Raw genomic sequence first — 25,259 nt, forward strand, 5'->3', positions numbered from 1 at the left:
ACGATCGCACTCGGCGATGCGGTTACTCTCGAAGTCATGGCCGACAGCCCCCTCGCCTCCACGCCCTACGAGGTACTGGGCGTGCGTGCGTCGGCTACGGAGGACGAGCTGAAGCGGGCGTTCCGCCGGCTGCTGCGCGAGACCCACCCCGACCGTGGGGGCGACGTCGCACGCTTCCATGCCGTGCAGATCGCTTGGGAGCAGGTGGGAACTCCGACGGCTCGTGCCGCCTATGACCGAGGGCGCCCGTTGGCGACCTCCGATGAGCCGCGAGGGGCCTGGGCAACGCCGCGGGAACGGCAGCGAGCCGACTCGCGCCCTCCCGCGCGCATTTTCGGCCACCCCGGGGGCTGGTCGCGTGAGTACTACCTCGAGCACCTTCGCGAGTGGGTCGGCCGCGGCGAACCGATCGCGGACCCCTACGACGAGCAACTGGTGCGCAGTGCCCCCCGCGGCATCCGTCACCTGCTGGCCAACGCACTGGCCGAGGAGGCGACGGCTCGGCAGGTCTCCACGCTGGGCATCGGCTACACCGTCTGGCACGATGTCGCGACCGACGCCGCGGTCACCCCGGCCAAGCTCGACCACATCGTGCTCGGGCCTGCAGGGCTGTTCGCCCTGCAGAGCGAGGACTGGGGCGAGCCGGTTCAGGTGCGCCGCGGCGAGCTGGTGGCCGATGCTGTGGGCGGCGAGCGACCGATGCACGACCTCGTGCTGCGTGCCAAGCGCGTCGCTCGGGCTGCACGCGTGCGGTTCACCGCTCTGGTGATCGTGGTTCCCGACGACGCCGCACCGGCGTCGCTCGAGGTGCTCGGAAGCGCGCGCGGCGCGGTGACCGCACTCGTCGAGCAGTCCCGGCTTCCGGGTCTGCTGCGGGAGGGGGTGCCGGGTGCGGCTCGCATCAACGGGACCGAGTTGTTCGAGGTGCGCACCCGGCTGCAGGCGGCGATCCGGCTGGTCTGAGCGCCGCGTCGGGCGGTTGCCCGCTCAGGCGTGCGGGGGAAGCACCGTCAGCACGCGCGCGATGAACTCGTGGAACTGCTGCATGTACGAGGCCAGGAACTCCCGTGTGCCCTCGTTCGTCACTTCGCCCTCCGGGCTGATCAATCCCGGTGAGACCTGGATGTTCGCCTCGGGCGATGTCATCTGCGGGGCGTTGCAGAAGCTCAGGATGCCGCGCAGGCTCTGCTGGGCGAGCGCCGTTCCGATCGCGCCGCTCGAGGCGCCGATGACCGCGGAGGCCTTCCGGCTGATGACGTTCTCGCCGTAGGGCCGGCTCGCCCAGTCGATCGCGTTCTTGAGCGCTCCGGGAAGAGACCGGTTGTACTCCGGCGTCACGAACAGCAGGGCGTCGCATCCCGCGATCGACGCCTTGAAGTCCCGCGCGACCTGCGGATAGTCGGGGTCGAAGTCGCGGTTGTAGAGCGGCAGGTCGCGGATGAGGATCTCGCTGAACTCCAGTTCAGGTGGAGCGAGCCCGATGAGGGCGTTGGCCAGCTGCCGGTTGATGGACTGGCTCGACAGGCTGCCGACGAAGTAGCCCACCTGGTAGGGCGGTTCGTGTTCGATGGTCGTGATGGCCATGGTGCTCCTTTCCGCTTCGTCTCAGCGTGCGCCCGCGCCCCCGCGGGCGCAAGGGCAGTGCGCGGGTCGGCGAGTGCTTGGATAAGAGGATGAGCGTCGACGCGTACATCTCCGACTTCACCGCCTTCCTCCAGGCATCGCCTTCCTCGTACCACGCCGCCGCCGAGTCTGCTCGGCTGCTCGAGGCGGCCGGCTTCCAACGCCTGAGCGAAGCGGAGGCGTGGCCGGCCGAGCCGGGGGACTACGTCGTCGTGCGCGACGGTGCCCTCATCGCCTGGCGCGTTCCGGAGGCCGCCGGAGGAACGACGCCGTTCCGCATCCTCGGCGCGCACACCGATTCGCCGGGGTTCGCGCTCAAGCCCCAACCGGATCTGCTCTCGGCCGGCTGGCTGCAGGCGGGCGTCGAGATCTACGGCGGGCCGTTGCTGAACTCGTGGCTGGACCGGGAGCTCGAGCTGGCCGGTCGCATCCTCACCCTCGACGGCCGCGAGGTGCTCGTGCGCACGGGTCCGCTCCTGCGCATTCCGCAGCTGGCCATCCACCTGGACCGCAGCGTCAACGACGGCCTGACGCTGGACCGGCAGCGGCACACGCAGCCCGTCTGGGGCGTCGTCGATGACACGCAGCGGGGCATCCTCGAGTACCTCGCGCACCGCGCCGGCATCGAGGCGTCCGAGATCGCCGGCTACGACCTCCTGACGGCCGACACGGCTGCGCCCGCCCGGTTCGGACTCGACGAAGTGCTCTTCGCCGCCGGCCGCATGGACAACCTCGTCTCCGTCTACGCCGGAGTGCGCGCACTCATCGAGACGCCGGCGCATGCCGAGCACATCACCGTGCTCGCGGCCTTCGACCACGAGGAACTCGGCAGCAACTCCCGGTCGGGAGCGAGCGGGCCCTTCCTCGAAGACGTGCTCACCCGCATCGGCGATGACCGTGGCGCTTCGGCGAGCGATCGGCTGCGTGCCTTCGCCGGGTCGTGGTGCGTGTCGGCCGACTGCGGCCATGCCGTGCACCCCAATTACCCCGAGCGCCACGATCCCGTCAATCGGCCGATAGCCGGCGGCGGTGTGCTGCTGAAGATCAACGCGAACCAGCGCTACGCGACGGATGCCGTCGGTGCCGCTCTCTGGGCCCGCGCGTGCGCCGCCGCGGGAGTGCCCTTCCAGGAGTTCGTCTCGAACAACGCGGTGCCGTGCGGCAGCACCATCGGACCGCTCACGGCCACGCGCCTCGGCATCCGCACCGTCGACGTGGGGGCGCCGCTGCTGTCGATGCACTCGGCGCGCGAACTCGCGCACGTGCACGATCTCGCCGGCCTGTCGGGCGCGGTCGCGGCGTTCTACGCGGGCGCCTGAGCCGCGGGCGGAACCGCGCCGGCAGTGTTGCGCGGTGTGACGGCGGTGGATGACACCGGCTCGGGCGCACACCTACTCTCGAAGAGTCCCACCCGTCGAGAGGAGGTCATGATGTCGAAGATCACGCCCGGAGCCACCGACGTCATGACCTGTGTCGGCGCGAGCTGCACGCACCACGGCGCAGGCCACGCCCTGAGCCCCATCCGGGCGCGCGTCGCGAGCGCCACGTCCGCGAAGTGGGGCGACGGCATTCTCGCCGTCGCCGGTTCGGACGGCTGGCTCGCCATCGACCTCATCGAGGCAGGAACGCGCGCGTGGGTGTGGCATCACGCCGAGCTCGCCGACGCAGTGTCTGTGGGGGAACCCGTGGCGCTGCACGCGGTCTACGACGTGCTCGCCATCGGCAGCGCACGCCTCAGCGTGCTGAGGGCCGCGCTGTAGGTCTACTCGACGCTCAGGGCGCTCCTCAGGCGCTCATGGCCTTCATCGAGTCCATCATCTTCGAGCACGCCATCTCGCACTGACGGCAGGCCTCGGCGCAGACCTTGCAGTCCTCGTGCATGTCCGCGTGCTTCATGCACTCATCGGCGCACATGCGCGCCTGCACCATCATGGCGTCGAGCATGCGCATCATGGGCTCCATCATCATGCCGCTCTGTCGCAGCATCATGCGCATCGTCGTGTTGGCCATGTCGGCCGTGTTCATGCACATCTCCATGTGCATGGCCGTGCCGTCGCCCATCATGCAGCTCGCACACATCGTGCACGCCTGTTCGCAGGCCGAACAGGCCTCGATACAGTCGGCCATCAGTGCCATGTCCATGTCGGGCATCGCGGCCTCGGCCTCGTGCATGCGCATCATGTCTCTGGTCATGTCCATCATGAGCGTTCACTCCTCATCGGTGTCGTGAGTCGCGGCAGCGGGGCGCCGCCGCGCATTCCGTCTGGTTCGCATCCTACGGACGGTCGGCCTTCGACGGGAGGGGGCAGCGCTCTTCTTCTTCGCGGCTGCCCGGGCGATCACCGGGTGATCTCGAACCCGATCTCGGCGAGCGGCTCGCGCTCGCGCACCTCGACACCACTCACGGATGCGCCGGCAGGGCCCGCGCGAAGCCACTCCACCATCGCCGCAACGGCATCCGCGTCGCCCTCGACCTCTGCCTCGACCCGCCCGTCGGGGGTGTTGCGCACCCAACCGGAGACGCCGAGCCGCAGCGCCTGGGCGCGTGCCGACCACCGGAAGCCGACGCCCTGAACCACCCCGCTCACCACGACGTTCCTGCGCTCCATGCTCCCAGTCTGCCGCCTGACCGGCCGCCCCACCTTCGCCGAGCCCGCAGAAATGGTGGGTCGCACCCCTCCCAGACCCACAATTTCTGCGGTCTGGGCGTTGCTGCTCACCACTCCTGCGGGCTCGGCGACCTGCTCCCGGTGCCCCGCTTCGCCGAAACCGCAGAAATGGTGGCTGGCGCTCGTCCCAAACCCGCATTTTCTCCGGCCTCGGCGGTTGCTTCACCGAGTCCGCAGAAATGGTGGGTCGCGTAGGTCTGGCACCCACCATTCCTGCGGTCTGGGCGGTCTGCTCCCGGTGCCCGCTTCACCGAGCCCGCAGAAATGGCGGCTGGCGGTATTTCCGCGTACGGAGGCAGGATTCGGGCCGCGGCATCCATACACGGACGGCCATGCTGTACCCATGACGAACACCGCAGCGACCGTGCAGCAGCCCGAGGCATCCCTCATCAGCCCGGCTGATACCGTGGCCTTCTTCCGAGCCAAGCTCGCCCTGGAGACCGACGCGAGCGACGTGTTCGCCGACCAGCAGGAGGGCGCGCCGCTCGTGCTCGTCGACACCCGCAGCCAGGCCGCGTGGGACCAGGGCCACGCGGCGGGCGCCGTGCACATCCCGACGCGACAGATCGAGCAGGAGGTGCCGGCGCGGTATGCGGCGGGCACCCGCTTCGTCGTCTACTGCTGGAGCCCCGGCTGCAACGGCGGCGACAAGGCGGCGCTCGCCCTCGCATCGCTCGGTTACGACGTGAAGCTCATGATCGGCGGTTTCGAGTACTGGGCGCGCGAGGGTTACCCCGTCGAGACCGCGCTCGGTACCGTGCGGCGCGATGTCGACGAGCTGGTCGGGCCACGTTCGACGGCGGCCGCCATCAGCTGCGACTGCTGAGCGGCGGACTACCAGTCCCGGAATACCCCCGCCACCCCCTCGCGCCGCTCGGGACCCCCGTGTAGGAATGACCCATGACCGTCACGCTGCGTGCCCTGCGAACCGTCGTTCCGCCGACCCTGCTGGTGCAGGAGCAGGTGCGCGACGTGTTCGCGGCGCAGCCCGGGCTCTCGCGGCTGGGGCAGCGGCTGGTGGCCACCTCGTTCAACGCCTCGGGCATCGAACGCCGGTACTCCGTCATCGAGGAGCTCTCGCTGCAACCGAGCGACCTCGAGCGGCAGTTCTTCGACCCCGAGTCGGGAGACCTGCTGATGCCGGGAACGCGGGTTCGGAACGAGCTGTACATCGAGCAGGCCACTCTCCTGTACGTCGAGGCCGCCCGGGCGGCCCTCGAGGCCTGCGAGGGCATCGAAGCAGCGGATGTCACTCACGTGATCACCGTCAGCTGCACCGGGTTCTACGCACCCGGGCCGGACTTCATGCTCGTGCGGGAGCTCGGCCTGCAGGCATCCGTGCAGCGCTATCACCTCGGCTTCATGGGCTGCTACGCCACCATGCCGGCGCTGCGCCTGGCGCGCCAGATCGTGCTCGCCGACGCGGATGCGGTGGTTCTCGTGACGAGCGCCGAGCTCTGCACCCTGCACCTGCGCAGCTCGAACGATCCCGACCTCATCGTGGCCAACTCGCTGTTCGCCGACGGCGCCGGAGCCGGCATCGTCAGTTCACGGGAGCCCGTCGCCGGGGAACTGGCGCTCGCGCTCGACCGGTTCGAGACGGTCATCACTCCCGTCGGCGAGGCCGACATGGCCTGGAAGATCGGCGACCACGGCTTCGAGATGGTGCTCTCGACCTACGTGCCCGCCATCATCGACGACCACATCCAGGCAGCGATCGCCCCCCTCATCGCCCCCGAGCCCGAGCTCGTGGCCGACCCGGCCGAGGGCATCACGCACTGGGCGATCCACCCCGGCGGGCGCAGCATCGTCGACAAGGTCGAGGCCAAGCTCAAGCTGTCGCCGCAGCAGGTGACGGCATCGCGTGACACGCTGCGCGATTACGGCAACATGTCGAGCGCGACGATCGCCTTCGTGCTCCAGCACGTGCTCGAGCACGCTCCCCAGAACGGGGAACGCGTGCTCGCCATGGCGTTCGGCCCGGGCCTCACCGTCGAGACCGGCCTCATGACCGTGCTCGTGGGGGAGTAGGTGGCAGCCTCGCACACCTGGCTGCACCCGCTACTCAGCGGCGAGCTCACCCGGCGGGATGCGGCGATCGCCGAGCTCATGGACGATCCCGCGTGCGATCGAGCCGCCCTGGACGCGACCTATGCGCAGTTCGGCATCATCAACACGGTCGTCTCGGGTTGGCGCTCCACCTACCGGCGCCTCATCCGGCCGCTGCTCTCGACCACCCTTCCCACCCGTCTGCTCGACATAGGCAGCGGCGGAGGCGACCTCGCCGTGCAGCTCGCCGCCTGGGCACGCCGAGACGGACTTCGGCTGCACGTCGTCGCAGCCGATCCCGACCCGCGCGCCGACGCCTTCGCACGTTCACGCGGGGCACAGACGGGCGTCGAGTTCCGCCGGGCGCTGAGCTCCGACCTCGTCGCGGAGGGGGAGCGGTTCGACCTCGTCGTCTCCAATCACCTGCTCCACCACCTCGACGCAGCCGCGCTCGGTGCGTTGCTCTCCGACAGCGAGCGGCTCGCCCCGAGAGCCGTGCACGCCGATATCACCCGGAGCGCCCTTGCATATGCCGGATTCGGCATACTGACGGCGCCGTTCTTCCACGGCTCCTTCATCCGGGCCGACGGGCTCACCTCCATCCGTCGTTCCCACCGGCCGGAGGAGTTGGCCCCCTACCTTCCGGGGCAGTGGCGGGTGCGAGCGGCCTCGCCGTTCCGCTACCTGCTCACCCGGGGCGGCTTCGGCGATGGCTGAGGTCGCCGTCGTCGGCGCCGGCCCCGTCGGCATGCTCGTGGCCATCCTGCTCGCCCAGGAGGGAACGAGCGTCGAGGTCTTCGACGAGCGCGTGAGCCCATCGGAAAGATCGCGCGCCATCGGCATTCATCCGCCGGCCATCGCGGCGCTGTTCGCCGCAGGCGTCGGCGCGGCCGCCCTCGATCGCGGCGTGCGCATCGAGAGCGGCGAGGTGCGCTGCGACGGAAGGGTTCTCGGCTCGCTCCGATTCGCCGAAGCCGCACGCGACTACCCGTTCGTGCTGTCGCTTCCCCAGCACGATACGGAGAACCTGCTGCGAGAGCGGCTTCAGCTGCTCGCCCCCGACAGCCTGCACCTGGGCACGCGGATCGAGAACCCGGCCGAGCTGCCCGGGCGCGTGATCGTTGGCGCCGACGGATTGCGCAGCGGCATGCGCACGGCCGCGGGCATCGGCTGGGAGGCGCTCGGCGAGCCGGTGCACTACGTGATGGCGGACTTTCCGGATGAGACCGGCTTCGGCGCCACGGCTGTGCTTCTGTTCGAGCGGGGCGGAGTGGTCGAGTCGTTCCCTCTTCCGCGGCATCGTCGGCGGTGGGTGGCCCTCACCGACCGATCCTGGCCGGGAGCCGATCGCAACGACCTGGCCGGGCTGGTCGCCGACCGCACCGGCATCCGCCTCTCGGGGGATGCGCAGCCCGTCAGCGCCTTCACCGCCGGCCAGCATCTCGCCACGCGCATGCACTCCGGCCGGGTGGTGCTGGCCGGGGATGCGGCGCACGAGATCAGCCCCATCGGCGGCCAGGGCATGAACCTCGGCTGGCTCGACGCCGTCGCCCTCGTCGCAGCCATTCGCGCGCACCTGTCGGGCGACGAGAACGCCTTGGCCCGCTACGACCGCGTGCGCCGCCGTTCGGCTCGTCAGGCCGCGCTGCAGGCGGCCTTCAACATGGCCATGGGCAAACCGGCGAGAGGCCCACGTCTGGGCGCGCGCAACGCCCTCGTGCGCACGCTGGCGGTGCCGCCGGCTCGCGGCATCGTCGCCCGGGCCTTCACCATGCGCTGGCTCTGAGGCCGACGACGGGCGAGCGCCTCAGTCGGCGACGACCTCGAGGGGCGCGAGCGGGTCGGCCGCCCACTCGTTGAGTGAGGCGTCGTACACGCGTACATCCGTGATGCCCCGCGCGGTGAATGCGAGGGCGCCGAGGCTCGCGAGGATGCCCGCAGCGCAGTACAGGATGATCGGCTCGGTGGCGTCGAGGGTCGCCGTCTGCGCCGCGACGTCGGCAGCCGGCCGCAACCGGTTGGTCTGCCGGTCGACGAGGTTCGCCGAGGGAACGCTGAGGCTTCCGGGAATGTGGCCGGGACGCGGGCGCGAGGCGCTCGCGCCGGCGAAGTCGGCTGCCGGCAGCGAGCACACGAGAGCGGCCCTCTGCTCGCCCGCGAGCACCTGCTCGATGTCGACCTTGTCGGCCCAGTACCCCGGCTGCGCCACCGGCTCGAACGGTGAAGCCGGCGCGGTCGCCGCCACGTGCCCGGTCTCCACGGGCAGACCGGCGTTCTTCCATGCGGGCAGCCCGCCATCGAGAACGCTCACCCGCTCGAAGCCGAAGGAACGCAGCACCCACCACGCGCGGGCGGCGAAGCGGTTGTTGGCGCTGTCGTAGAGCACCACGCGAGACTCGGCGCCGACGCCGGCATCCTGGAGGGCACCGCGCACCTGGTCGGTGGTGGGGCGGGTGAAGGGGAACTCGCCGCTCGGGTCGGAGAGCTCCTCGAGCAGGTCGATGAACAGGGCGCCCGGGATGTGGCCCTCGATGAGGTACTCGTCGTAGCCGCTCAGCCAGCGGATGCCGCCCGCAGCCGTCGGCAGCGCGAGTGTCGTCGCATCCAGCACCACGAGCGCCTCTGCGCCCAGGTGATCGGCGAGCCACTGGGTGGAGACGAGCGGTGTGGGCAGGGGGAGCAACGACATGGCAGTCACGTTATGTCGACGGGCCGCGTTCTGCGATCCCGTGCGCAACGCGGGGTCACACGACGGACCGGATTCAGCACTCGATGACGTTGACCGCGAGGCCGCCCTGGCTGGTCTCCTTGTACTTCGTCATCATGTCGAGTCCGGTCTGCCGCATGGTCTCGATGACCGTGTCGAGCGAGACAAGGTGCGACCCGTCCCCGTGCAGCGCCAGGCGGGCGGCGGAGACGGCGGTGGACGAGGCGATCGCGTTGCGCTCGATGCACGGTACCTGCACGAGGCCGCCGACCGGGTCGCAGGTGAGGCCCAGGTGGTGCTCGATCGCGATCTCTGCGGCGTTCTCGATCTGCTGCGGGGTGCCGCCGAGCACCGCGCACAGCGCCCCCGACGCCATGGCGCACGCCGATCCGACCTCGGCCTGGCAGCCGCCCTCCGCCCCCGAGATCGAGGCGTTGGCCTTGACGAGCGAACCGATGGCGGCGGCCGTGAGAAGGAAGTCGCGGATGCCCTCGGCGGATCCGCCGGGCACGAAGCGCAGGTAGTAGTGGGCGACGGCGGGGATGATTCCCGCCGCGCCGTTCGTCGGTGCCGTGACCACACGCCCGCCCGAGGCGTTCTCCTCGTTGACGGCGAGGGCGAAGGCGTGCAGCCACTCCGTCGAGGTGTCGCGCCCGTGGTGGCCGAGGCGGTCGTATTCCTCGAGCTGGGCACGGATGGCCGGCGCCCGCCGCTTCACGCCGAGTCCGCCCGGCAGCACCCCCTCGGTGCTCAGCCCTTCTCGCACGCACTGCAGCATGGCGGCCCAGATGGCATCCAGTCCCGCGTCGAGCGCGTCGGCACCGTGGATGGCCTCCTCGTTCACGCGAGCGACCTGGGCGATCGAACGTCCGGTCGACGCGCAGAGCGCAAGGAGCTGCGCGGAGGAGGAGAACGGCAGCGGCTGTCCGTGAACCGCCTGCCGGTTGCTCGGGTCGCCCTCTCGGCGGATGAAGCCCCCGCCGATGGAGTAGTAGGTCTCCTCCGCGAGCGGCAGCGAGGATGCGTCGCCCCATGCCTGCAGGGTCATCGCGTTCGGGTGTGCAGGCAGCCGTGTGAACGGGGCGAACGAGACGTCGTCTTGGGCGATGGGGATGACGTGCGTGCCGTTCAGGCTCAGCCGCCCGGGGCCCCCGTCGTCCGGCGCGGTCGCGTCGCGTCTGGCCAGCCCGCTCCAGGCGCCGCGCACGTCGTCGGGGTCGCACGTCTCCGGTCGCCGTCCCGCGAGGCCCGCGACGATCGCATCCGGTGTTCCATGCCCGATGCCGGTGGAGCCAAGCGAGCCGTACAGGATGGCGGTGACCCGGCTCACCGTGCCCAGAGTGCCCGCCTCGGCGAGTTGCATCGCGAACGCCCGCGCCGCCCTCATCGGGCCGACGGTGTGGGAACTCGAGGGGCCGATGCCGATCGAGAAGAGGTCGAGGGCCGAGACGTACGCTGTCACCCGTCCAGCCTACGTCGCAGTCGACGCGGACATTTCGGCACGGGCTCGCGGAATCGTGCGCCGCCCCGCCGAACCGCTCACGGTCCTTCGATCGGGCAACGCGGGTCGCCATGAAAGCAACTCGAGTTGACAAATCGCCACGAGCAACCTAGGTTGCTCTTATGACCCCGATTTCGCCCTCTCCCGTCGGCGGCATCGCCGACGAACTGGCAGCGGTCCTCGCCCTGCGCGAACTCGCCGACCGGCTCGAGGATGCCGCGGTCGAGCGGGCGCTGCGTTCCGGCTGGAGCTGGAGCGAGCTGGCCGAGGCGCTCGGCGTGACCCGCCAGGCCGTTCACAAGAAGCACATCCGCCGGCTGGAAGACGCCGGAATCGAGCTGAGGAGGCGTCGTGGCTGACAACGACTACGTGGGCGCGATGCGCCACACGGTGAGCCTCGCCGTCGAGGAGGCGACCTCGCGCGGGTCGGCGACCGTCGAGGCCGAGCACCTGCTGCTGGCCATCGCCGCCGACGGCGGCGCCGTGGGCGGAGCCCTCGCCGAAGCGGGTCTGGACCACGCCGGCATCGAACGGCTGCTGCGCGCGGAACGCGAAGCCGCCCTCGCCTCCATCGGCCTCGCGCACGTCGATGAGGATGCGTTGCGCGCCACCCCGCGGCGATCACGTCCGGGCTGGGGTGCCTCCGCGAAGGAGGCCGTCTCACGCGGCGCGAAACGCGGGCACCGCGACCGCCAGCGCATCAGGCAGATCGACGTGCTGCTCGGCATCCTGGTCGCCGACCTCGGCACCGTTGCCCGGGCGCTCTCGATCGGCGACGTCGATCGTGACGCGCTCATCGGCCGCCTCCAACGGCTCGCCGCTTCCCAGACGCGCAAGGGCTGACGGGCACCTCTGACAGCCGCTGACAGAGCGCGACAGCGCCTGAAAGCGGCGCGCATGCGTCGTGTAAGCGCGGGCGCGCACAGTTATGACAGTTCTCCTCCGGATCACCGGAGGCTCACATCCTGAAAGGATCGCCATGAACCAGAAGCTCACCGCCGATTGGGCGGTCGAAGCCGACGGGCTCGTCAAGATCTTCGGAGCGAACCGGGCGGTCGACGGCGTCGACCTGCGCGTCGCCACCGGAAGCATCTACGGCGTGCTCGGCCCCAACGGCGCCGGCAAGACCACCACCATCTCCATGCTCGCCACCCTGTTGCGCCCGGACGGCGGAAACGCCCGCATCTTCGGCCACGACGTGCAGCGCGAGTCCCAGGTCGTTCGACAGCTGATCGGCGTGACCGGCCAGTACGCCTCCGTCGACGAGACGCTCTCGGCCACCGAGAACCTCGTGCTGTTCTCCCGGCTACTCGGCCTCTCGAGCCGCCAGGCGAAGGTCAAGGCCCGCGAACTGCTCGAGGAGTTCGGCCTGACCGAGGCCGCCAAGCGTCCGCTCAAGAACTTCTCGGGCGGCATGCGCCGTCGCCTCGACCTGGCCGCCAGCCTCATCGCCCAGCCGCCGCTCATCTTCCTCGACGAGCCGACGACGGGCCTCGACCCCCGCACCCGCGCCCAGATGTGGGACACCATCCGCCGCCTGGTCTCGACCGGATCGACCGTGCTGCTGACCACCCAGTACCTCGACGAGGCCGACCAGCTCGCCGATCGCATCGCCGTCATCGACCGCGGTCGCGTCGTGGCCGAGGGCACCGGCGACGAGCTCAAGTCCAAGGTCGGCGCGTCCAGCCTGGAGCTGCGGCTCGTCGACAGCCGCGACGTCGACGACGCCCGCGTCGCCGTGGAGCGCGTGCTCGGCGTGAGCGCCACCATCTCGCCCGAGGCGGCGCGCCTCACCGCGCCGCTGCAGGATGCCGACCGCATCGCCGACCTGCTGCTCACCCTGCGCGAGGCGGGCATCCACCTGGCCGAGTTGAGCGTCGCCAAGCCGACCCTCGACGAGGTCTTCCTCACCCTCACCGGCCACGGCGTCGACGCAGACGACGCCGCAGAGGCCGAGCCCGAGCTCGAAGGGAGCCGCGCATGAGCACCATCGCCACCACCACCATCACTCCGGGGGCGCAGCGGAAGCTCCGCAACGTCGTCGGCATCCGCGAGACCGTCTCGCACACGATCACCATGGCCTACCGCGGCCTGCTGAAGATCAAGCGCACGCCGGAGCAGCTCTTCGACGTCACCTTCCAGCCGATCATCTTCACCCTGATGTTCACGTACATCTTCGGCGGGGCCATCTCGGGGAACGTCCAGAACTACCTGCCGATCGTCATCCCGGGCATCCTCGTGCAGACCGTGATCGGAACCTCGATCGTCACCGGCGTGCAGCTGCGTGAAGACATGGCGAAGGGCGTATTCGACCGGTTCCGGTCACTCCCCATCGCCCGTATCGCACCGCTCTCGGGCGCATTGCTCGCCGACACGGTGCGCTACCTCATCGCAACGACGCTCACCTTCGTCATGGGCTACATCATGGGCCTTCGGCCAGAGGGCGGCATCGGCGGAGTCGTCGCGGCCGGACTGCTCGTGATCGTGTGCTCCTGGGCCCTGTCGTGGATCTTCGCCTTCTTCGGCGTGATCGCGCGTTCCGCCTCGAGCGTGCAGGGCATCTCGATGCTCGTGCTGTTCCCGCTCACGTTCCTCTCGAACGCGTTCGTTCCGACGAACACGCTGCCGGCACCGCTGGAGTGGTTCGCGAACATCAACCCGGTATCACACCTCGTGACCGCGGTGCGCGACCTCGTGAACGGCGTCGGCATCGGGGCGGACTTCGGCTGGTCGCTGCTGGGCGCCGCCGTGATCGTCGCGGTCTTCGCGCCGCTCACCGTCAAGGCCTACATGCGCAAGGCCTGATTCGCGTCACCAGATGGCCCTGTCCCGCATCGCGGGGCAGGGCCTTCGTCGCGTTCCGCTCAGGAGTCGGCGGGGAGCGGCTGCCTGATGAGGTCGTCCGCGAGCTCCGCCGCCGCTTCCGGGGTCAGGGTTGCGGCGCGTTCCCGCTCCCGGTCCACGGCATCCCTTCCGAGGATGCGCTCCGCGGCGGCCCGGTGCCGGTCCAGTTGCATCGACGGCAGGTCCTGGCGGGCATGCAGCACCTCGCCGAGGCAGAGCAGTCGCAGGCCGAGGTCCCGCAGCGCGGGAACGCCCAGCGCCCAGGCGGACCAGCCCACGACCGCTGTTCCCAGCACCGGCTTGTCGATGAAGTCGGCGCGCGCCCGGCGCATGGCGATGATGCGCATGCGCAGCAGGTGGGCGAGTGCGGCCACCTCGGCGGCATCGAGCGCGAGTTCGTCCGTTCCGGCGGCGATGAAGCTCGCGAGGGTCATGACGTACCACGGAGTGAACTTCTGCCGGCTCTCGTGGAAGACCGCCATCGCCTGCCGGTACTCCGTGAGCGAATCCTCGGTCCGCGTCTCGAGCCGCGCGATCTCGGCGAGCCCCACGTGACCCAGGGAGCGCAGCTCCCATCCGTCGGCCATGCGGAACTGCTCCGTCACCATGGACCGGAAGATGTCTGCGGCCTGATCGAGCTGACCGGTGCCCACCAGGTTCACCGCGCGCGTCCAGTGCAACTGCAGCAGGTCGTCGTCCGCTCCGATGAGACGCAGGCCCTGCTCGGCGCGCTCGACCCAGCGCAGTGCCGCCGAGTGATCGGCCGATTGGCTGGCGAGTTCCGCCATCATGGATGCCGACATGGAGGAGAGCCAGATGTCGTCGACCCCCTGCGCCAGATCCCACGCGCGTTGGGCCCACGCCGACGCCTCGTCGATGCGGCCGTCGTTCTCGGCGAGTTGCGAGGAGATGACCATTGCGATCAACTCCGTCACGGCATCCGGAGAGTGCCGCATGTCTTCGAGCGCAGCGAACGCGGCCGATTCGTCGGGCATCGCGAGCAGGAAGCGGCTCGCCCCGTCGACCGTCGGATTCGACATCACGTGACGCGCACGCAGGTTGCGCAGCCGCACCACGGCGCGTTGGCCGATGGGCCGTCGCGTCGCCAGGTTCGTGCCGGCCATCATCAGGTAGGAGCTGGCCGTCGGAGCCACGTGGGCCTCGTCGGGATCGTAGCGCCGGGTCGCGTCGAGAACGGACTCGGTGAAGCCGACGACCTCGCTGTGGGCTCCGCGGATGCTCCAGTACAGCGTGAGCAGGCCGTACACGGAGAAGACGACGTCGGCCCTGCGAAGCTGGATGGCCTGCCGGAGCACGCTGAGCAGGTTGTCCTGCTCCCGGCGAACGCCTTCGAACACCTCCAGGTGCGAGAAGCGGGGGAGCGCCTGCAAGGCGAAGTCCTCCGCCCACGCGAACAGCGCATCGCGCGCCGGCTCGAAGTCACCGTCATCGGCCAGTCGGGTCTGGCCGAACTCGCGCACGGTCTCGAGCATGCGATAGCGCGCCTGGCCACTCGCGTCGTCGATGACCGAGAGCAGCGATTGGGAGGCGAGGGCATCGAGCAGGTCCTCCACCGGATCCGCTCCGGTGAGCAGCGACGCCGCATCGGCACTGAATCCGTCGGTGAACAGGGCGAGCCGCGCCAGTGCGGAACGCTCGCGCGGATGCAGCAGCCGCCAGCTCCAGTCGATGACCGCTTCGAGCGTGCGATGCCGTTCGGGTGCGCTGCGGTCGCCGCTTGTCAGGAGTGAGAACCGGTTCTCGAGGCGGTTCTCGATCTCCTCGACGCTCATCGAGCGCACGCGCGCCGCGGCCAGCTCGATGGCGAGGGGCAGCCCATCGAGGCGCGTGCAGAGGCGCATGATGCTCGGCAGCGGCAGGGCGGCGCCCGGCCGCACGGCGCGGGCGCGGTCGAGGAAGAGCTGCACGGCCGGGCCGGGCGCCGGTGAGCCGTCTTCTGTGACCGCGGCGAGCGGTTCGAGGGCGTACACGGCTTCGGAGCTGATGGCGAGCGGACTGCGGCTCGTGGCCAGGATCCGCAGGCGTGGTGCGGCGGCGAGCAGGTCGGCCGCCCATCGGGCCGCGCCCTCGATGATCTGCTCGCAGTTGTCGAGCACCAGCAAGGTCGGCCGCTCCGCCAGCTGGGTCAGGATGCGGCTGCGCACGTCGGGCCGGGCGGCGACCTCCGTCATCCGCTGGTTGGTCGAGACCTCGCGGATGCCGATGGTGGAGGCCAGCGCGAGCGCGACGTCCTCATCGGAACGCACGCTCGCCAGTTCGACCACGATGACCGTCTGTTCACTCGAGGAGCCGGCGATCTCCTGCGCGAGCCGGGTCTTGCCGAGCCCGCCGGCGCCGAGGATGGTCACCAGCCGGGAGTGGGTCAGCAACTCGGTCACCGCGGCGATGTCGGCGGCTCGACCGAGAAGGGCGTTGGGAGCCGCGCGCACACCGATCCGGGTGCGACCGGTCGAGGTGGTCGCGTCCGCCTCGCGGAGGAGAGAGGTGTTGAGAGCGGTCAACTCCGGACCCGGGGAGCTTCCGAGTTCGTCGCGCAGGCGCTGACGATGCTCGGCGTAGGCGGCAAGTGCCTCCTGCCGTCGGCCCGCGTCGGCGAGAGCACGCACACGCAGAGTCTGCAGCCCGTCGTCGAAGGGCCTCGCCGACGCGAGGATGTCCAGGTCCTCGAGCGCCTCCGCCGGCCGGCCTCTCGCCATGAGGGCCCGGGCGCGCGTCTCGGCCAGACGGCTGCGCAGGGAGCCCGCAGCCTGCTCCAGGGTGGCCCGCACCGGCGCATCGGCGAGGTCAGCGCCCGGTTCCCCGCGCCAGTGGGCCAGGCCGGCGTCCGCGAGGGCGTGCGCCTGCGCGGCATCCAAGGTGAGAGCGTGCTCGGCGCGCTGGGCGAGTGAGAGCGCGGCACCCAGGTCGGTCTGCACGTCGTCGAGGTCGAGACCGTAGCCGGCGGCCGTGGATACGACCAGCCCGTCGACCGTGACCGTGCGCAACCGTGAGACGAGGGTCTGCAAGGCGGCCTTGGCATTGCGCGGCGGCGATTCGCCCCACAGTTCCTCGATGATGGCGGACGTGCTCACCGGACGGCGGGGCGCACGCCGGCCGTCGCCGGCGAGGATCGCGACGAGGGCCTTCGCGAGCGATCCGGGCGGCTCCGTCATGCCGCCGTCGCGCGCGGCGACCAGCACGGGCCCCAGCAGGGCGACGCGCGGCGACGACGGGGCGGCGTTCTGCACTCTGACGAGCCTAGGGCGTGTCTCCCGGTCTCGCATCGCCGCGCCCCGGCACGGCGAACCCCCGCACCCGATGCGGGTGCGGGGGTCCGTGGTGCGGTGTGCGGGTGTCAGCCCGCGCGCGGCGCCGTGATCTTGATGAACGAGACCTTTCCGAGCAGGTTGCCCAGGACATCGACCGTGGTGCCGAAGCCCACACCCGAGTCCTTCGGGTTGCCCGTTCCCGCCACAGTGAAGCCGAGGTCCTCACCGTAGTAGTCGGTCGCCGGTGAACCGTCGGGGTTCACGATGCGGGTCGTGTACGGAGCCTCGCCGACCGAGGGCACCACGACGGAGCCTTCGGCGTAGCGCCAGTACAGACCGTCGTCACGAACCTCGAGTCCGGGCACCCAACCCTTGTTGTCGGTGAAGGTCTTCACCGCGGGAAGGGCCGGAACCTGCGTGCAGTACTCCTTGTAGGAGGCATCGGAGATGCACTCCTTGAAGGGGTAGGTGCGCTGCGTGCCGAACGCGTCGTTCGACGAGTTCGCGCGCGACGGCAGGTTCTTCAGCGTCGACGGGTCGTGCGCCGCCGCTTCTCCGGTTCGGCGCAGCGGGTCGAAGTGGCTGTCCACGATGAGCAGACCGCCCTTCGCTCCACCGCTCGGCAGGGCCGTGAGGTTCTCCGTGACGTGGTTCACCGCGTCGTCGCCATCACCGAAGGTGGTGTCGCGGTACCAGACAAGGGCACCGGGAGCGTTGTACTTCAGCTTCTCGACCTTCCAGGCGTCGTCGCTGTACACGGTGTTGTAGGCGTACTTGAGGCCCTCATCGAAGCCGTCGAAGTTGCGCCACTCGACCAGGTAGTACTGCGCCTTGATGAGCGTGCCGCTGTCGATGTGCCATCCCTGGCCCGTCGTGCCGGCGAAGCTCGCCACCTGCTCGGTCCAGCCATCCGCGCCGCTTTCGACGTCGTCGCTCCAGACGGTGGTGTCACCGCTCGTGAGCGAGAAGTCATCGGCGAACCAGCCGCGCTCCTGGAAGGCCGCGTCGGTGGCGTAGCGCAGGCGAACCTGAACCGTCTTGCCCGCGTACGAGGAGAGGTCGACGTACTGGTGGGTCCATCCGCCGGAGTCGCCCGTCAGGCCGTACTTCTTTCCGCCGTAGTCGCCCATGCGACCGTTCGGGTCACCGTAGTTGTCGGGAGTGGACACCTCGGTGCCGTCTTCGCCGTAGACCTTCTGCTCGTTCCAGGTGGAACCGCCGTCGGTCGAGACCTCGACGAAGCCGTAGTCCCAGTCCTCTTCGATGATGTAGTCGTTCCACATCCAGAACTTGGAGTCCGTGCCGGCCGGCACGTCGACGCTGCGGCTGAGTCGCACGTCGGCCCACGACTGGTCGGAGCCGGTGTACCACGCCTTGGTCCCGCTGTGCGGGGTCGTGAGGTTGACCACCTTGTCGGGCAGGTTGATCTTGACGCCGTCTTCCGTGCCCTTGATGGGGCGCGAGCTCTGGCTGATCAGGTGGGTCTTGGTGCCGTCACCGGGGTTGACCTCGACGGGGTTGGCCCAACCGAGCACCCACTTGTCCCAGATGCCCATGTGGGTCGGCATCGACTGGAAGATCGGTCCGGAGTGCGAACCGCTGTCCATCAGGTCCCAGAAGTCGATGTCGGAGTCGGCTTCGCCCGAGGTGTCGTACAGGTCGGGCAGACCGAGATCGTGACCGTACTCGTGGGCGAACACGCCGACGCCCGCATCCTCGGGCTGCACGATGTAGTTCGACAGCGTGAGGTTGGTGCCCGGGATCGGTGCGCCGCCGGCGACGGCGGAGGAGTGCGCCCAGATGGCGTACGTGCCCTGCTTGCCGCCGTTGCCCGACTTGTCTTCGCCCGCGTGCACGAGCACCACGTGGTCGATCACGCCATCGGGCTCGTTGTAGTTGCCGTCGCCGTCACGGTCGCCCTGGTCTTCCTGGTCGTACTCCGCCCAGGGGAAGTTGGGCTGGGCCTTGGCCAGCGCCGCCACCGCGTCGATGGGCAGCTGACCCGGTCCGAGCGGGTTGTCGGGGTGACCCTGCATGTCCTGGATCGCGCCGGCCTCCCATTCGCCCTTGTCGTTCAGGCTGCAGGTGGAGGCGCCGTAGTAGGCCTCCGAGTGCGGCACCGTGACCCACGGGGTGGCCTGGCCGGTCACCGTGTAGGCGCCGTGCGACATCTCCTCGTACATGTTCTTCATGGTGTAGCCCGAGATGTCGAAGCCCTTTTTGCCGTCCGGGCCGGTCAGGTCGGTCCGCACACGCTTGGTGATGCCGTCCTTGGTGTAGAGCATCTTGTTGAAGTGGTCGGAGGAGAAGTCGGGTACCCACATCGAGTTGTTGTCGGGGTGATCCAGCGTCGCCGGGTTGGTGATGTTGTTGTGCAGCGGGCCGCTCTGCACGTCACCGGGCTTGCAGGTCTTCTCGCCGAACGCCGTCGGCACCTGCACATCCGTGAAGTCGTCTTTCGCATTCGGGTCGAACTCGACGAGGATCGTCAGCAGTTTCGCCTTCTGCGTCGTGGGTGCCTGCTTGTACAGGTGCTTCAGCCACTGCGGGCTCTTGCCGGTCTTGATCGACTCGGCCTCGAGCTTGGCCAGCCCGGATGCGGCAACCGGGTTGCCGGAGGCGTACTTGTGATCGATGGCCTCGGCCTGTGCGATCGCCGCCTGCTGGCCCTGCCCTGTCGACTCGGAACCCACCTTCACATCCGTGCCGAATGCCTCTTCGGCCCGCGGCTGAACGTAGTTCATGTAGTACTCCGAGTCGCTGATCACCGGCTTCGTGAATGCCGGTGACGCGGATGCCGCCGTGCCCGCCGCCGTCGTCGCAAACCCTGCGACCACGAGTGCAAGCGCCGGAACAACCGCGATCGCGCGAGTACGTGCGCGAGCGTTTCTTCCTGACATGCTTCTCCCTATTTTCAAGTGCCCATGACGGGTGATCCGGGGCACATACACGTCCGCGCTTTGTGCGGGCTTCTCCGCATCTTGCCGTGACCTATGAGTCCAAGGGAAGACCCTTGCCCCGATTTCGGGGGACAGTTTTTCGGGAGGCACGTATTCTTGGGTCGAACGAGGGAGGCCTGATGCGCAGAGTGAGCGCCGGTGCGGCACTGGCGGCGATGATCGTGCTGCTGCTCACGGGCTGCCTGCCCGGCCGGTTCCTGGGCGGGGATCGCGACGGGAACCCGCCGGGAACACCGCAGAGCTCCGCGGCCCCGATTGCGCCGCGTGATCAGGATCCCTTCCCCGGCTCGGCACAGCGCCCGCTCGTGCAGCCGGGGCATCCGTACCGGTGCGCCGACGGCCAGGAGCTGGCGCTGGAGGGCCAGGCGCTGCACTACGAGATCACGGGGGAGTGCGGGCGCATCGCCATCAACGGGCAGGCGCTCGTGATCGAGATCGCGTCGGCGACGGCCATCGCACTGAGCGGCCAGGCCGTCACCGTGACGGTGGACAGCGACGTGGATGCGCTTCAGATCAGCGGTGACGCCAACACCGTCGACGCCGGCTCGATCCGCACGGTCTCGATCTCGGGCCAGGGCAACGTCGTCTCGGCCGACACGTTGGGCGCGCTGAGCGTCAACGGCGACAAGAACAGCATCCGGGCCGAAAACGATCCGTCGCCGTCGTCACTGAACGGCCAGGGCAACACGGTCACCCGCCGCTGACCGCATCCGCCGCCCCGCCCGCCCGCTGTTGCGCCACTTCGGGGTCCGTTGCGCCAGATGTTCTGGCGCAACGGCCGCGGAAGTGGCGCAACGGATGCGGGGCGCGCCGGCCCTCAGCGCAGGGTGCGCCGGCTCGTGATCTGGCCCGTGTCGAAGCCGAGCAGGTGCAGGCCGCCGTGGAAGCGGGCGTGCTCGACCTTGATGCAGCGGTCCATGACCACCGTCAGGCCCTTCTCCTCGCCGTAGTACGCGGCCTCCTCGTTCCAGATGCCGAGCTGCACCCAGATGGTCTTGGCGCCCGCGGCCACGACGTCGTCGACCACGCTCGGGATGTCGCTCCCGCGGCGGAAGACGACGACGATATCCGGCACTTCGGGCAGCGACGCCAGGTCGGGATACGCGGGCTGTCCGAGGATCTCGCTGGCGTTCGGGTTCACGAAGTAGAGCCGGAAATCGCTGGACTGCTGCAGGTACGTGCCCACGAAGTAGCTCGAGCGCGCCGGGTTCGGCGAAGCTCCCACGATGGCGACGGACTTCGCCGCCCGCAGGATGCGCAGGCGCTCGCGCGCATCGGGACCCACCCACGTGCGCTGCGACTTGAGCAGCTTGGCGAGGGGGGAGTCGGCCGGAATATCGCACGAGAGACCGTTGACCAGCCGCACGGTCTCGGTGGTCTCCGTCGTTGCGGCGGGAGCGACAGTAGCGTCCGTCAGAGTGCTCATCACTTGCCTCCAGTGGCGGCCTCGAGGGCCTGGTCGAGATCGTAGATGATGTCATCAACGTCTTCGATGCCCACGCTAATCCTCACGATGCCCGGCAGCACCCCGGCGTCCACGAGCTGCTGCTCGCTCAGCTGGGCGTGCGTGGTGGACGCGGGATGGATGATGAGCGTCTTCGCGTCGCCGATGTTCGCGACATGGCTGGCGAGATCGACCGACTCGATGAGCTTCTGGCCGACCGCCCGGCCGCCCTTCACCTCGAAGCTGAACACCGATCCGGGGCCCTTGGGCAGGTACTTCTGCGCCCGGCCGTGGTGCGGATGCGACTCCAGCCCCGCCCAGTTCACCGCGGCGATGCGCTGGTCGGCCTGCAACCATTCCGCGACCGCACGAGCGTTGTCGACGTGTGCCTGGATGCGGTACGGCAGGGTCTCGATGCCCTGTGCCAGCTGAAAGGCGGCCTGGGCCTGAAGCACCGGCCCGATGTCGCGCAGCTGCTCGGCACGCAGCCGGGTGAGGAAGGCGTATTCGCCGAAGTTGCCCGACCACTCCAGGCCCCCGTAACTCGGAACCGGCTGGCCGAAGAGCGGGAACTTCTCGCTGTGCCAATGGAACCGCCCGCTCTCGACGACGACGCCGCCGAGGGTGGTTCCCGCGCCGCCGAGGAACTTCGTGGCCGAGTGCGTGACGATGTCGGCACCCCACTCGATCGGCCGGTTGAGGTAGGGCGTGGCGATGGTCGAGTCGACGATGAGCGGGATGCCGTGCGCGTGTGCGACGTCGGCGAGCGCCTCGAGGTCGGCGATGTCGCCCGAGGGGTTGGCGATGGTCTCGACGAAGATGGCCTTGGTGTTCTCGGTGATCGCGGCGGCGTAGGCCTCGGCATCCGTGGACTGCACGAACGTGGTGTCGATGCCGAAGCGGCGCAGCGTCACGTCGAGCTGGGTGATCGAGCCGCCGTACAGCTGAGCCGCTGCGACGATGTGGTCGCCGCTGCCGGCGATGCTCGCGAAGGTGATGTACTGCGCCGAGAGGCCGGATGCGGTGGCCACCGCTCCGAGGCCGCCCTCCAGGCTCGCCACGCGTTCCTCAAAGCTCGCGACGGTCGGGTTCGCCAAGCGGGAGTAGATGTTGCCGTACTTCTGCAGCGCGAACCGCGCCGCCGCATCCGCGGTGTCGTCGAAGACGAAGGCCGTGGACTGGTAGATGGGCAGTGCACGCGCCCCGGTCACTGCGTCGGGGATGTTGCCCGCGTGAATCGCACGCGTCTTGAAGCCGTATTCGCGATCTGCCATGCGCAGAACGCTACCGGGGGTCGGCGGCGGGTTACGCCGTCGCTGTAACGGTGGGCAATGCGCTGAGAACCTCGGCCGTGGAGGTCACCGTGGCGAAACCGCCGCCGTGCAGGTTGACGGCGCTCGCGCGGGTGAGCTCGTCGGCGCTCAGGCGGATGCCATCGGGACCTTCGAGGTCGAAGGTGTGCGTGGCGTCCAATGGCACGACGACGTCGAAGCCGAGGTTGCCGCCCATGCGTGCCGTGGTCTCGACGCACATGTTGGTCTGGATGCCGGTGACCACGACCTGCCGGATGCCGCGCTCGCGCAGCCAGCCCGCGAGGTCGGGCTCGCCGAGGAAGGCGGAGTTCACGTTCTTCGTGACGAGCAGGTCGTGGGGCGCCCCGGCCACGATCGACTTCAGTTCGTTGCCCGGGCTGCCCACGGCCAAGGGGGAGCCGGGCGACGTGGAGTCGTGGCGCACGAGCACGACGGGCCGAGTGGCATCCGTCCAGGCCTGCACGAGCGCGCCGATGTTGGCCTCGGCCTCGGCGTTGTTGCGGGAGCCCCAGTACGCCTGGTCGTCGAAGCCGCGTTGCACGTCGATCACGAGAAGGGCGGCGTTGTCGTCGATCTGCATGCCTCCATCCTGCTCCGCGGAACACGCGAGCGCGCGGATGCGGCTGCCGAACGTCGGCGAGAAGATGCCAACGTGTATGCGCCTACGATCGATTGAGTGACGGAACAGACCGATGCCACCAGTGAGCAGGCACCGCCGCGGCGTCGGTTCGTCGATCTTGCGCCACTGTGGCGCTCTCCAGCGTTCGCGCGTCTGTGGATCGGAGCGGCCGTCTCGGGCATCGGCGCCCAGTTGACCATCGTGGCGGTCGGCCTGCAGATCTACGACATCAGCCGATCCACCCTCGCCGTCGCGCTCGTGGGCGGTATCACGCTCGTTCCCATGATCGTCGCCGGACTGTGGGGCGGCATGCTGGCCGATGCCTTCGACCGGCGGCGGGTGCTGATCATCGCTGCGGTCGCCGGCTGGCTCTCGACGCTCGCCCTCGTCGCCCTCTCGGCCTGGGATGCGGTGCTCGCCGGATCGGGCGTGCGCGTGGAGGTGTGGCCCTTCTACGTCTTCACCACGATCAATGCGATCTCCGCCACGATCACGGGCGCCACCCGCTCATCGGTCTACCCGCGCATCCTGCCGACCGACCTCGTCTCGCGGGCGAGTGCCCTGAATGGCATCGCGATGGGCGTTCAGCTGACGGCCGGACCGGCGCTCGCGGGCGTGCTCGTGGCCACGGTCGGCTTCCCGCTCACCTTCGCGGTCGACGCGGTGCTGTTCACAGCCGGCTTCCTGGGCATCCTCGCGCTGCCGAAGCTGCCGCCGCTCACGCACACGGCCCGGCCCGGACTGCAGTCCATCCGCGATGGGGTGGCGTTCCTCAAGGACGCGCCGAACATCCGGATGAGCTTCATCGTCGACATCATCGCGATGTCGTTCGGTCGTCCCTTCGTTCTGCTGCCCGCCATCGGTGCCACGGTGATCGGGGGAGGGCCGGTGACCGTCGGCATCCTCACCGCCGCCGCGGCCATCGGCACCTTCCTGACGGGACTGTTCAGCGGGCCCGTCGCCCACGTGCACCGCCACGGCATAGCGATCGGCCGGGCGATCACCGTCTACGGCGGCTTCATCCTTTTGTTCGGCCTGGTCATCGCAGCGATGCAGACGGGCTGGTTCGGGCCGGTCGGCCCGGGCATCGGCCAGGCGAACATCGTTGCGCTGGTGCTCGCGGCCCTCGCCCTCGCCGGCACCGGCGCATCCGACGAGGTGAGCGCCATCTTCCGCTCGACCATGCTGCTGACCGCAGCGCCGGATGAGATGCGCGGCCGGCTGCAGGGCATCTTCACCGTGGTGGTCGCCGGAGGTCCGCGCATCGGGGACCTGTACGCCGGCATCCTCGCCTCGCTCGTGGCACTGTGGTTCCCGCCCGTGCTCGGTGGCATGCTCATCATGGCGCTCATCGCGGTGTGCCTGCGCATGACGCCGACCTTCCGCAACTACGACGCCCGCACGCCCACCCTCTGAGCCGCCGTTCCCGAAGCGTCGCCGCTCGACCACACCCCCTGAATCGGAGCACCCCATGGAATCCATCACCCCGGCTGAGCTCGCCGCCCTCGGCGACGACGCCGTCATCATCGACGTGCGCGAGGTTGATGAGGTGGCGCAGGTGCGCGTTCCGGGCGCCCTCAACATCCCGATGAGCCAGTTCGTCGATCGCATCGGCGAGCTGCCGGAAGGCACGCTCTACGTGATGTGCGCCGCCGGAGCGCGCAGCGCACGCGTCACCGAGTTCCTCGAACAGCAGGGCTACGACGCAATCAACGTCTCGGGCGGCATCGGGGAGTGGGCCGCCGGCGGGCATCCCGTCGAGCGCGGCTGATTCGCGGGGCAGACCGCGATGATCACGGAGCACGCCATCCTTCCCGTTCGGCCCGGTGAGGAGACGCATTTCGAGCAGGCCTTCGCTCGTGCGCGTGAGATCATCGCGGCCATGCCGGGTTCCTCGACCTGACGCTGTCGAGGAGCGTGGAGACGCCGAACGAGTACCTGATCCTCGTGCGCTGGGAGCGCGTCGAAGACCACGACCCGGGCTTCCGTGGTTCTTCGCAGTACCAGGAATGGCGGCGACTGCTGCACCACTTCTACGATCCGTTTCCGGTGGTGGAGCACTTCACCACGGTGATGGATGCGTGATGAATTCCCCGGTGAAGTCGATGAATAAAGTTCTTCATTCACTTGTGGTCTTCGAACACGTGTTCTAAACTGGGGGTATGGCGGCGCTCTTGGAAGACCTCAAGTACCTTGAGGATTTCGATGATGAGGATTGGTCGCCGACCGAGCGCGGGCATCTCGAGGACTGCCTGGATCAG

26 protein-coding genes are annotated in these 25,259 nt (G+C 69.3%); 16 read left to right on the top strand and 10 right to left on the bottom strand.

The genetic code is table 11. The features are described from left to right. The first annotated feature begins 36 nt into the window (after positions 1–36). Positions 37–963 (top strand): J domain-containing protein, encoded by a 927-nt coding sequence (locus tag WDJ51_RS10420; RefSeq protein WP_337852394.1) that lies wholly within the window; start codon positions 37–39, stop codon positions 961–963. A gap of 24 nt (positions 964–987) precedes the next feature. Here the strand turns inward: WDJ51_RS10420 and WDJ51_RS10425 are convergent, their stop codons facing one another. Then, positions 988–1,584 (bottom strand): NADPH-dependent FMN reductase, encoded by a 597-nt coding sequence (locus tag WDJ51_RS10425; RefSeq protein ID WP_337852395.1) that lies wholly within the window; start codon positions 1,582–1,584, stop codon positions 988–990. A gap of 89 nt (positions 1,585–1,673) precedes the next feature. Between WDJ51_RS10425 and WDJ51_RS10430 the strand changes: the two genes are divergently transcribed. Both WDJ51_RS10430 and WDJ51_RS10435 read left to right on the top strand, forming a co-directional pair. Beyond that, a complete protein-coding gene (locus WDJ51_RS10430) occupies positions 1,674–2,942 on the top strand; it encodes a M18 family aminopeptidase (protein ID WP_337852396.1) in 1,269 nt (422 codons plus the stop codon). 111 nt (positions 2,943–3,053) lie between these two features. Continuing rightward, entirely contained in the window at positions 3,054–3,383 is a 330-nt protein-coding gene (locus WDJ51_RS10435; RefSeq protein WP_337852397.1) for a hypothetical protein, read from the top strand. A 25-nt stretch (positions 3,384–3,408) separates the two neighbouring features. Here WDJ51_RS10435 and WDJ51_RS10440 read toward each other — a convergent pair whose 3' ends face one another. Then, positions 3,409–3,825, bottom strand: a complete 417-nt coding sequence (locus tag WDJ51_RS10440; protein ID WP_337852398.1) for a hypothetical protein — start codon at positions 3,823–3,825, stop codon at positions 3,409–3,411. A 137-nt stretch (positions 3,826–3,962) separates the two neighbouring features. Continuing rightward, positions 3,963–4,232 (bottom strand): acylphosphatase, encoded by a 270-nt coding sequence (locus WDJ51_RS10445; protein WP_337852399.1) that lies wholly within the window; start codon positions 4,230–4,232, stop codon positions 3,963–3,965. 403 nt (positions 4,233–4,635) lie between these two features. On the opposite strand from WDJ51_RS10445, the gene WDJ51_RS10450 reads away from it, so the two are divergent. The 4 genes from WDJ51_RS10450 to WDJ51_RS10465 all read left to right on the top strand — a co-directional run bounded on the left by WDJ51_RS10450 (position 4,636) and on the right by WDJ51_RS10465 (position 8,127). Beyond that, positions 4,636–5,118: a rhodanese-like domain-containing protein gene (locus WDJ51_RS10450; RefSeq protein WP_337852400.1), complete on the top strand. Its 483-nt coding sequence runs from the start codon at positions 4,636–4,638 to the stop codon at positions 5,116–5,118. A gap of 74 nt (positions 5,119–5,192) precedes the next feature. Continuing rightward, entirely contained in the window at positions 5,193–6,323 is a 1,131-nt protein-coding gene (locus WDJ51_RS10455; RefSeq protein ID WP_337852401.1) for a type III polyketide synthase, read from the top strand. Beyond that, positions 6,324–7,058: a methyltransferase domain-containing protein gene (locus WDJ51_RS10460; RefSeq protein WP_337852402.1), complete on the top strand. Its 735-nt coding sequence runs from the start codon at positions 6,324–6,326 to the stop codon at positions 7,056–7,058. After that, a complete protein-coding gene (locus WDJ51_RS10465; protein WP_337852403.1) occupies positions 7,051–8,127 on the top strand; it encodes an FAD-dependent oxidoreductase in 1,077 nt (358 codons plus the stop codon). Before WDJ51_RS10460 ends, WDJ51_RS10465 begins: the two co-directional genes overlap by 8 nt. A 21-nt stretch (positions 8,128–8,148) precedes the next feature. On the opposite strand, the gene WDJ51_RS10470 is transcribed toward WDJ51_RS10465, so the two are convergent. Next, a complete protein-coding gene (locus WDJ51_RS10470; protein ID WP_337852404.1) occupies positions 8,149–9,030 on the bottom strand; it encodes a sulfurtransferase in 882 nt (293 codons plus the stop codon). A gap of 73 nt (positions 9,031–9,103) precedes the next feature. Beyond that, the gene (locus tag WDJ51_RS10475) at positions 9,104–10,510 is read right to left on the bottom strand and encodes an L-serine ammonia-lyase (RefSeq protein ID WP_337852405.1); all 1,407 of its coding nucleotides are present in this window, start codon (positions 10,508–10,510) and stop codon (positions 9,104–9,106) included. Positions 10,511–10,671: 161 nt separating this feature from the next. Between WDJ51_RS10475 and WDJ51_RS10480 the strand changes: the two genes are divergently transcribed. The 4 genes from WDJ51_RS10480 (at position 10,672) to WDJ51_RS10495 (ending at position 13,354) form a co-directional block, all read left to right on the top strand. Next, the gene (locus WDJ51_RS10480; RefSeq protein WP_337852406.1) at positions 10,672–10,908 is read left to right on the top strand and encodes a helix-turn-helix domain-containing protein; all 237 of its coding nucleotides are present in this window, start codon (positions 10,672–10,674) and stop codon (positions 10,906–10,908) included. Next, positions 10,901–11,392, top strand: coding sequence for a Clp protease N-terminal domain-containing protein (locus WDJ51_RS10485; protein WP_337852407.1), 492 nt, complete (start codon positions 10,901–10,903; stop codon positions 11,390–11,392). Before WDJ51_RS10480 ends, WDJ51_RS10485 begins: the two co-directional genes overlap by 8 nt. Before the next feature lie 136 nt (positions 11,393–11,528). Continuing rightward, positions 11,529–12,533 (top strand): ATP-binding cassette domain-containing protein, encoded by a 1,005-nt coding sequence (locus tag WDJ51_RS10490; RefSeq protein WP_337852408.1) that lies wholly within the window; start codon positions 11,529–11,531, stop codon positions 12,531–12,533. Further along, positions 12,530–13,354 (top strand): ABC transporter permease, encoded by an 825-nt coding sequence (locus WDJ51_RS10495; RefSeq protein WP_337852409.1) that lies wholly within the window; start codon positions 12,530–12,532, stop codon positions 13,352–13,354. Before WDJ51_RS10490 ends, WDJ51_RS10495 begins: the two co-directional genes overlap by 4 nt. Before the next feature lie 59 nt (positions 13,355–13,413). On the opposite strand, the gene WDJ51_RS10500 is transcribed toward WDJ51_RS10495, so the two are convergent. After that, the gene (locus tag WDJ51_RS10500; RefSeq protein WP_337852410.1) at positions 13,414–16,641 is read right to left on the bottom strand and encodes an ATP-binding protein; all 3,228 of its coding nucleotides are present in this window, start codon (positions 16,639–16,641) and stop codon (positions 13,414–13,416) included. Between the two features lie 107 nt (positions 16,642–16,748). Then, on the bottom strand, positions 16,749–19,562 hold the full coding sequence (locus WDJ51_RS10505; protein ID WP_337852411.1) for an immune inhibitor A domain-containing protein: 2,814 nt from the start codon (positions 19,560–19,562) through the stop codon (positions 16,749–16,751). 179 nt (positions 19,563–19,741) lie between these two features. Between WDJ51_RS10505 and WDJ51_RS10510 the strand changes: the two genes are divergently transcribed. After that, positions 19,742–20,326 carry a DUF3060 domain-containing protein gene (locus WDJ51_RS10510; RefSeq protein ID WP_337852412.1) on the top strand — a complete coding sequence of 195 codons (585 nt, stop codon included), beginning with the start codon at positions 19,742–19,744 and terminating at the stop codon, positions 20,324–20,326. 113 nt (positions 20,327–20,439) lie between these two features. Here the strand turns inward: WDJ51_RS10510 and WDJ51_RS10515 are convergent, their stop codons facing one another. From WDJ51_RS10515 to WDJ51_RS10525, 3 genes are read right to left on the bottom strand one after another with little or no spacing between them, the layout of a single operon-like run. After that, on the bottom strand, positions 20,440–21,048 hold the full coding sequence (locus WDJ51_RS10515) for a CoA-binding protein (protein WP_337852413.1): 609 nt from the start codon (positions 21,046–21,048) through the stop codon (positions 20,440–20,442). Further along, positions 21,048–22,340 carry an O-acetylhomoserine aminocarboxypropyltransferase/cysteine synthase family protein gene (locus tag WDJ51_RS10520; RefSeq protein ID WP_337852414.1) on the bottom strand — a complete coding sequence of 431 codons (1,293 nt, stop codon included), beginning with the start codon at positions 22,338–22,340 and terminating at the stop codon, positions 21,048–21,050. Before WDJ51_RS10520 ends, WDJ51_RS10515 begins: the two co-directional genes overlap by 1 nt. Before the next feature lie 31 nt (positions 22,341–22,371). Continuing rightward, the gene (locus WDJ51_RS10525; protein WP_337852415.1) at positions 22,372–22,959 is read right to left on the bottom strand and encodes a cysteine hydrolase family protein; all 588 of its coding nucleotides are present in this window, start codon (positions 22,957–22,959) and stop codon (positions 22,372–22,374) included. Positions 22,960–23,055: 96 nt separating this feature from the next. On the opposite strand from WDJ51_RS10525, the gene WDJ51_RS10530 reads away from it, so the two are divergent. From WDJ51_RS10530 to WDJ51_RS10545, 4 genes are read left to right on the top strand one after another with little or no spacing between them, the layout of a single operon-like run. Continuing rightward, positions 23,056–24,414, top strand: coding sequence for an MFS transporter (locus tag WDJ51_RS10530; protein WP_337852416.1), 1,359 nt, complete (start codon positions 23,056–23,058; stop codon positions 24,412–24,414). 55 nt (positions 24,415–24,469) lie between these two features. Further along, positions 24,470–24,769 (top strand): rhodanese-like domain-containing protein, encoded by a 300-nt coding sequence (locus tag WDJ51_RS10535; protein ID WP_337852417.1) that lies wholly within the window; start codon positions 24,470–24,472, stop codon positions 24,767–24,769. 18 nt (positions 24,770–24,787) lie between these two features. After that, positions 24,788–24,901, top strand: a complete 114-nt coding sequence (locus WDJ51_RS10540; RefSeq protein ID WP_337852418.1) for an antibiotic biosynthesis monooxygenase family protein — start codon at positions 24,788–24,790, stop codon at positions 24,899–24,901. 14 nt (positions 24,902–24,915) lie between these two features. Next, positions 24,916–25,083 carry an antibiotic biosynthesis monooxygenase family protein gene (locus tag WDJ51_RS10545; RefSeq protein ID WP_337852419.1) on the top strand — a complete coding sequence of 56 codons (168 nt, stop codon included), beginning with the start codon at positions 24,916–24,918 and terminating at the stop codon, positions 25,081–25,083. Positions 25,084–25,259 lie beyond the last annotated feature (176 nt).

The organism is Rathayibacter sp. YIM 133350, from assembly GCF_037404875.1.
In the GTDB taxonomy this organism is placed as follows: domain Bacteria; phylum Actinomycetota; class Actinomycetes; order Actinomycetales; family Microbacteriaceae; genus Orlajensenia.

Coding starts and splice junctions, on each gene's coding strand:
- WDJ51_RS10440 (WP_337852398.1), bottom strand. CDS start 3,825: ATGATGGACATGACCAGAGACATGATGCGCATGCACGAGGCCGAGGCC.
- WDJ51_RS10425 (WP_337852395.1), bottom strand. CDS start 1,584: ATGGCCATCACGACCATCGAACACGAACCGCCCTACCAGGTGGGCTAC.
- WDJ51_RS10510 (WP_337852412.1), top strand. CDS start 19,742: ATGCGCAGAGTGAGCGCCGGTGCGGCACTGGCGGCGATGATCGTGCTG.
- WDJ51_RS10480 (WP_337852406.1), top strand. CDS start 10,672: ATGACCCCGATTTCGCCCTCTCCCGTCGGCGGCATCGCCGACGAACTG.
- WDJ51_RS10445 (WP_337852399.1), bottom strand. CDS start 4,232: ATGGAGCGCAGGAACGTCGTGGTGAGCGGGGTGGTTCAGGGCGTCGGC.
- WDJ51_RS10450 (WP_337852400.1), top strand. CDS start 4,636: ATGACGAACACCGCAGCGACCGTGCAGCAGCCCGAGGCATCCCTCATC.
- WDJ51_RS10490 (WP_337852408.1), top strand. CDS start 11,529: ATGAACCAGAAGCTCACCGCCGATTGGGCGGTCGAAGCCGACGGGCTC.
- WDJ51_RS10505 (WP_337852411.1), bottom strand. CDS start 19,562: ATGTCAGGAAGAAACGCTCGCGCACGTACTCGCGCGATCGCGGTTGTT.
- WDJ51_RS10540 (WP_337852418.1), top strand. CDS start 24,788: ATGATCACGGAGCACGCCATCCTTCCCGTTCGGCCCGGTGAGGAGACG.
- WDJ51_RS10535 (WP_337852417.1), top strand. CDS start 24,470: ATGGAATCCATCACCCCGGCTGAGCTCGCCGCCCTCGGCGACGACGCC.
- WDJ51_RS10435 (WP_337852397.1), top strand. CDS start 3,054: ATGTCGAAGATCACGCCCGGAGCCACCGACGTCATGACCTGTGTCGGC.
- WDJ51_RS10520 (WP_337852414.1), bottom strand. CDS start 22,340: ATGGCAGATCGCGAATACGGCTTCAAGACGCGTGCGATTCACGCGGGC.
- WDJ51_RS10495 (WP_337852409.1), top strand. CDS start 12,530: ATGAGCACCATCGCCACCACCACCATCACTCCGGGGGCGCAGCGGAAG.
- WDJ51_RS10420 (WP_337852394.1), top strand. CDS start 37: ATGGCCGACAGCCCCCTCGCCTCCACGCCCTACGAGGTACTGGGCGTG.
- WDJ51_RS10455 (WP_337852401.1), top strand. CDS start 5,193: ATGACCGTCACGCTGCGTGCCCTGCGAACCGTCGTTCCGCCGACCCTG.
- WDJ51_RS10470 (WP_337852404.1), bottom strand. CDS start 9,030: ATGTCGTTGCTCCCCCTGCCCACACCGCTCGTCTCCACCCAGTGGCTC.
- WDJ51_RS10515 (WP_337852413.1), bottom strand. CDS start 21,048: ATGAGCACTCTGACGGACGCTACTGTCGCTCCCGCCGCAACGACGGAG.
- WDJ51_RS10430 (WP_337852396.1), top strand. CDS start 1,674: ATGAGCGTCGACGCGTACATCTCCGACTTCACCGCCTTCCTCCAGGCA.
- WDJ51_RS10525 (WP_337852415.1), bottom strand. CDS start 22,959: ATGCAGATCGACGACAACGCCGCCCTTCTCGTGATCGACGTGCAACGC.
- WDJ51_RS10465 (WP_337852403.1), top strand. CDS start 7,051: ATGGCTGAGGTCGCCGTCGTCGGCGCCGGCCCCGTCGGCATGCTCGTG.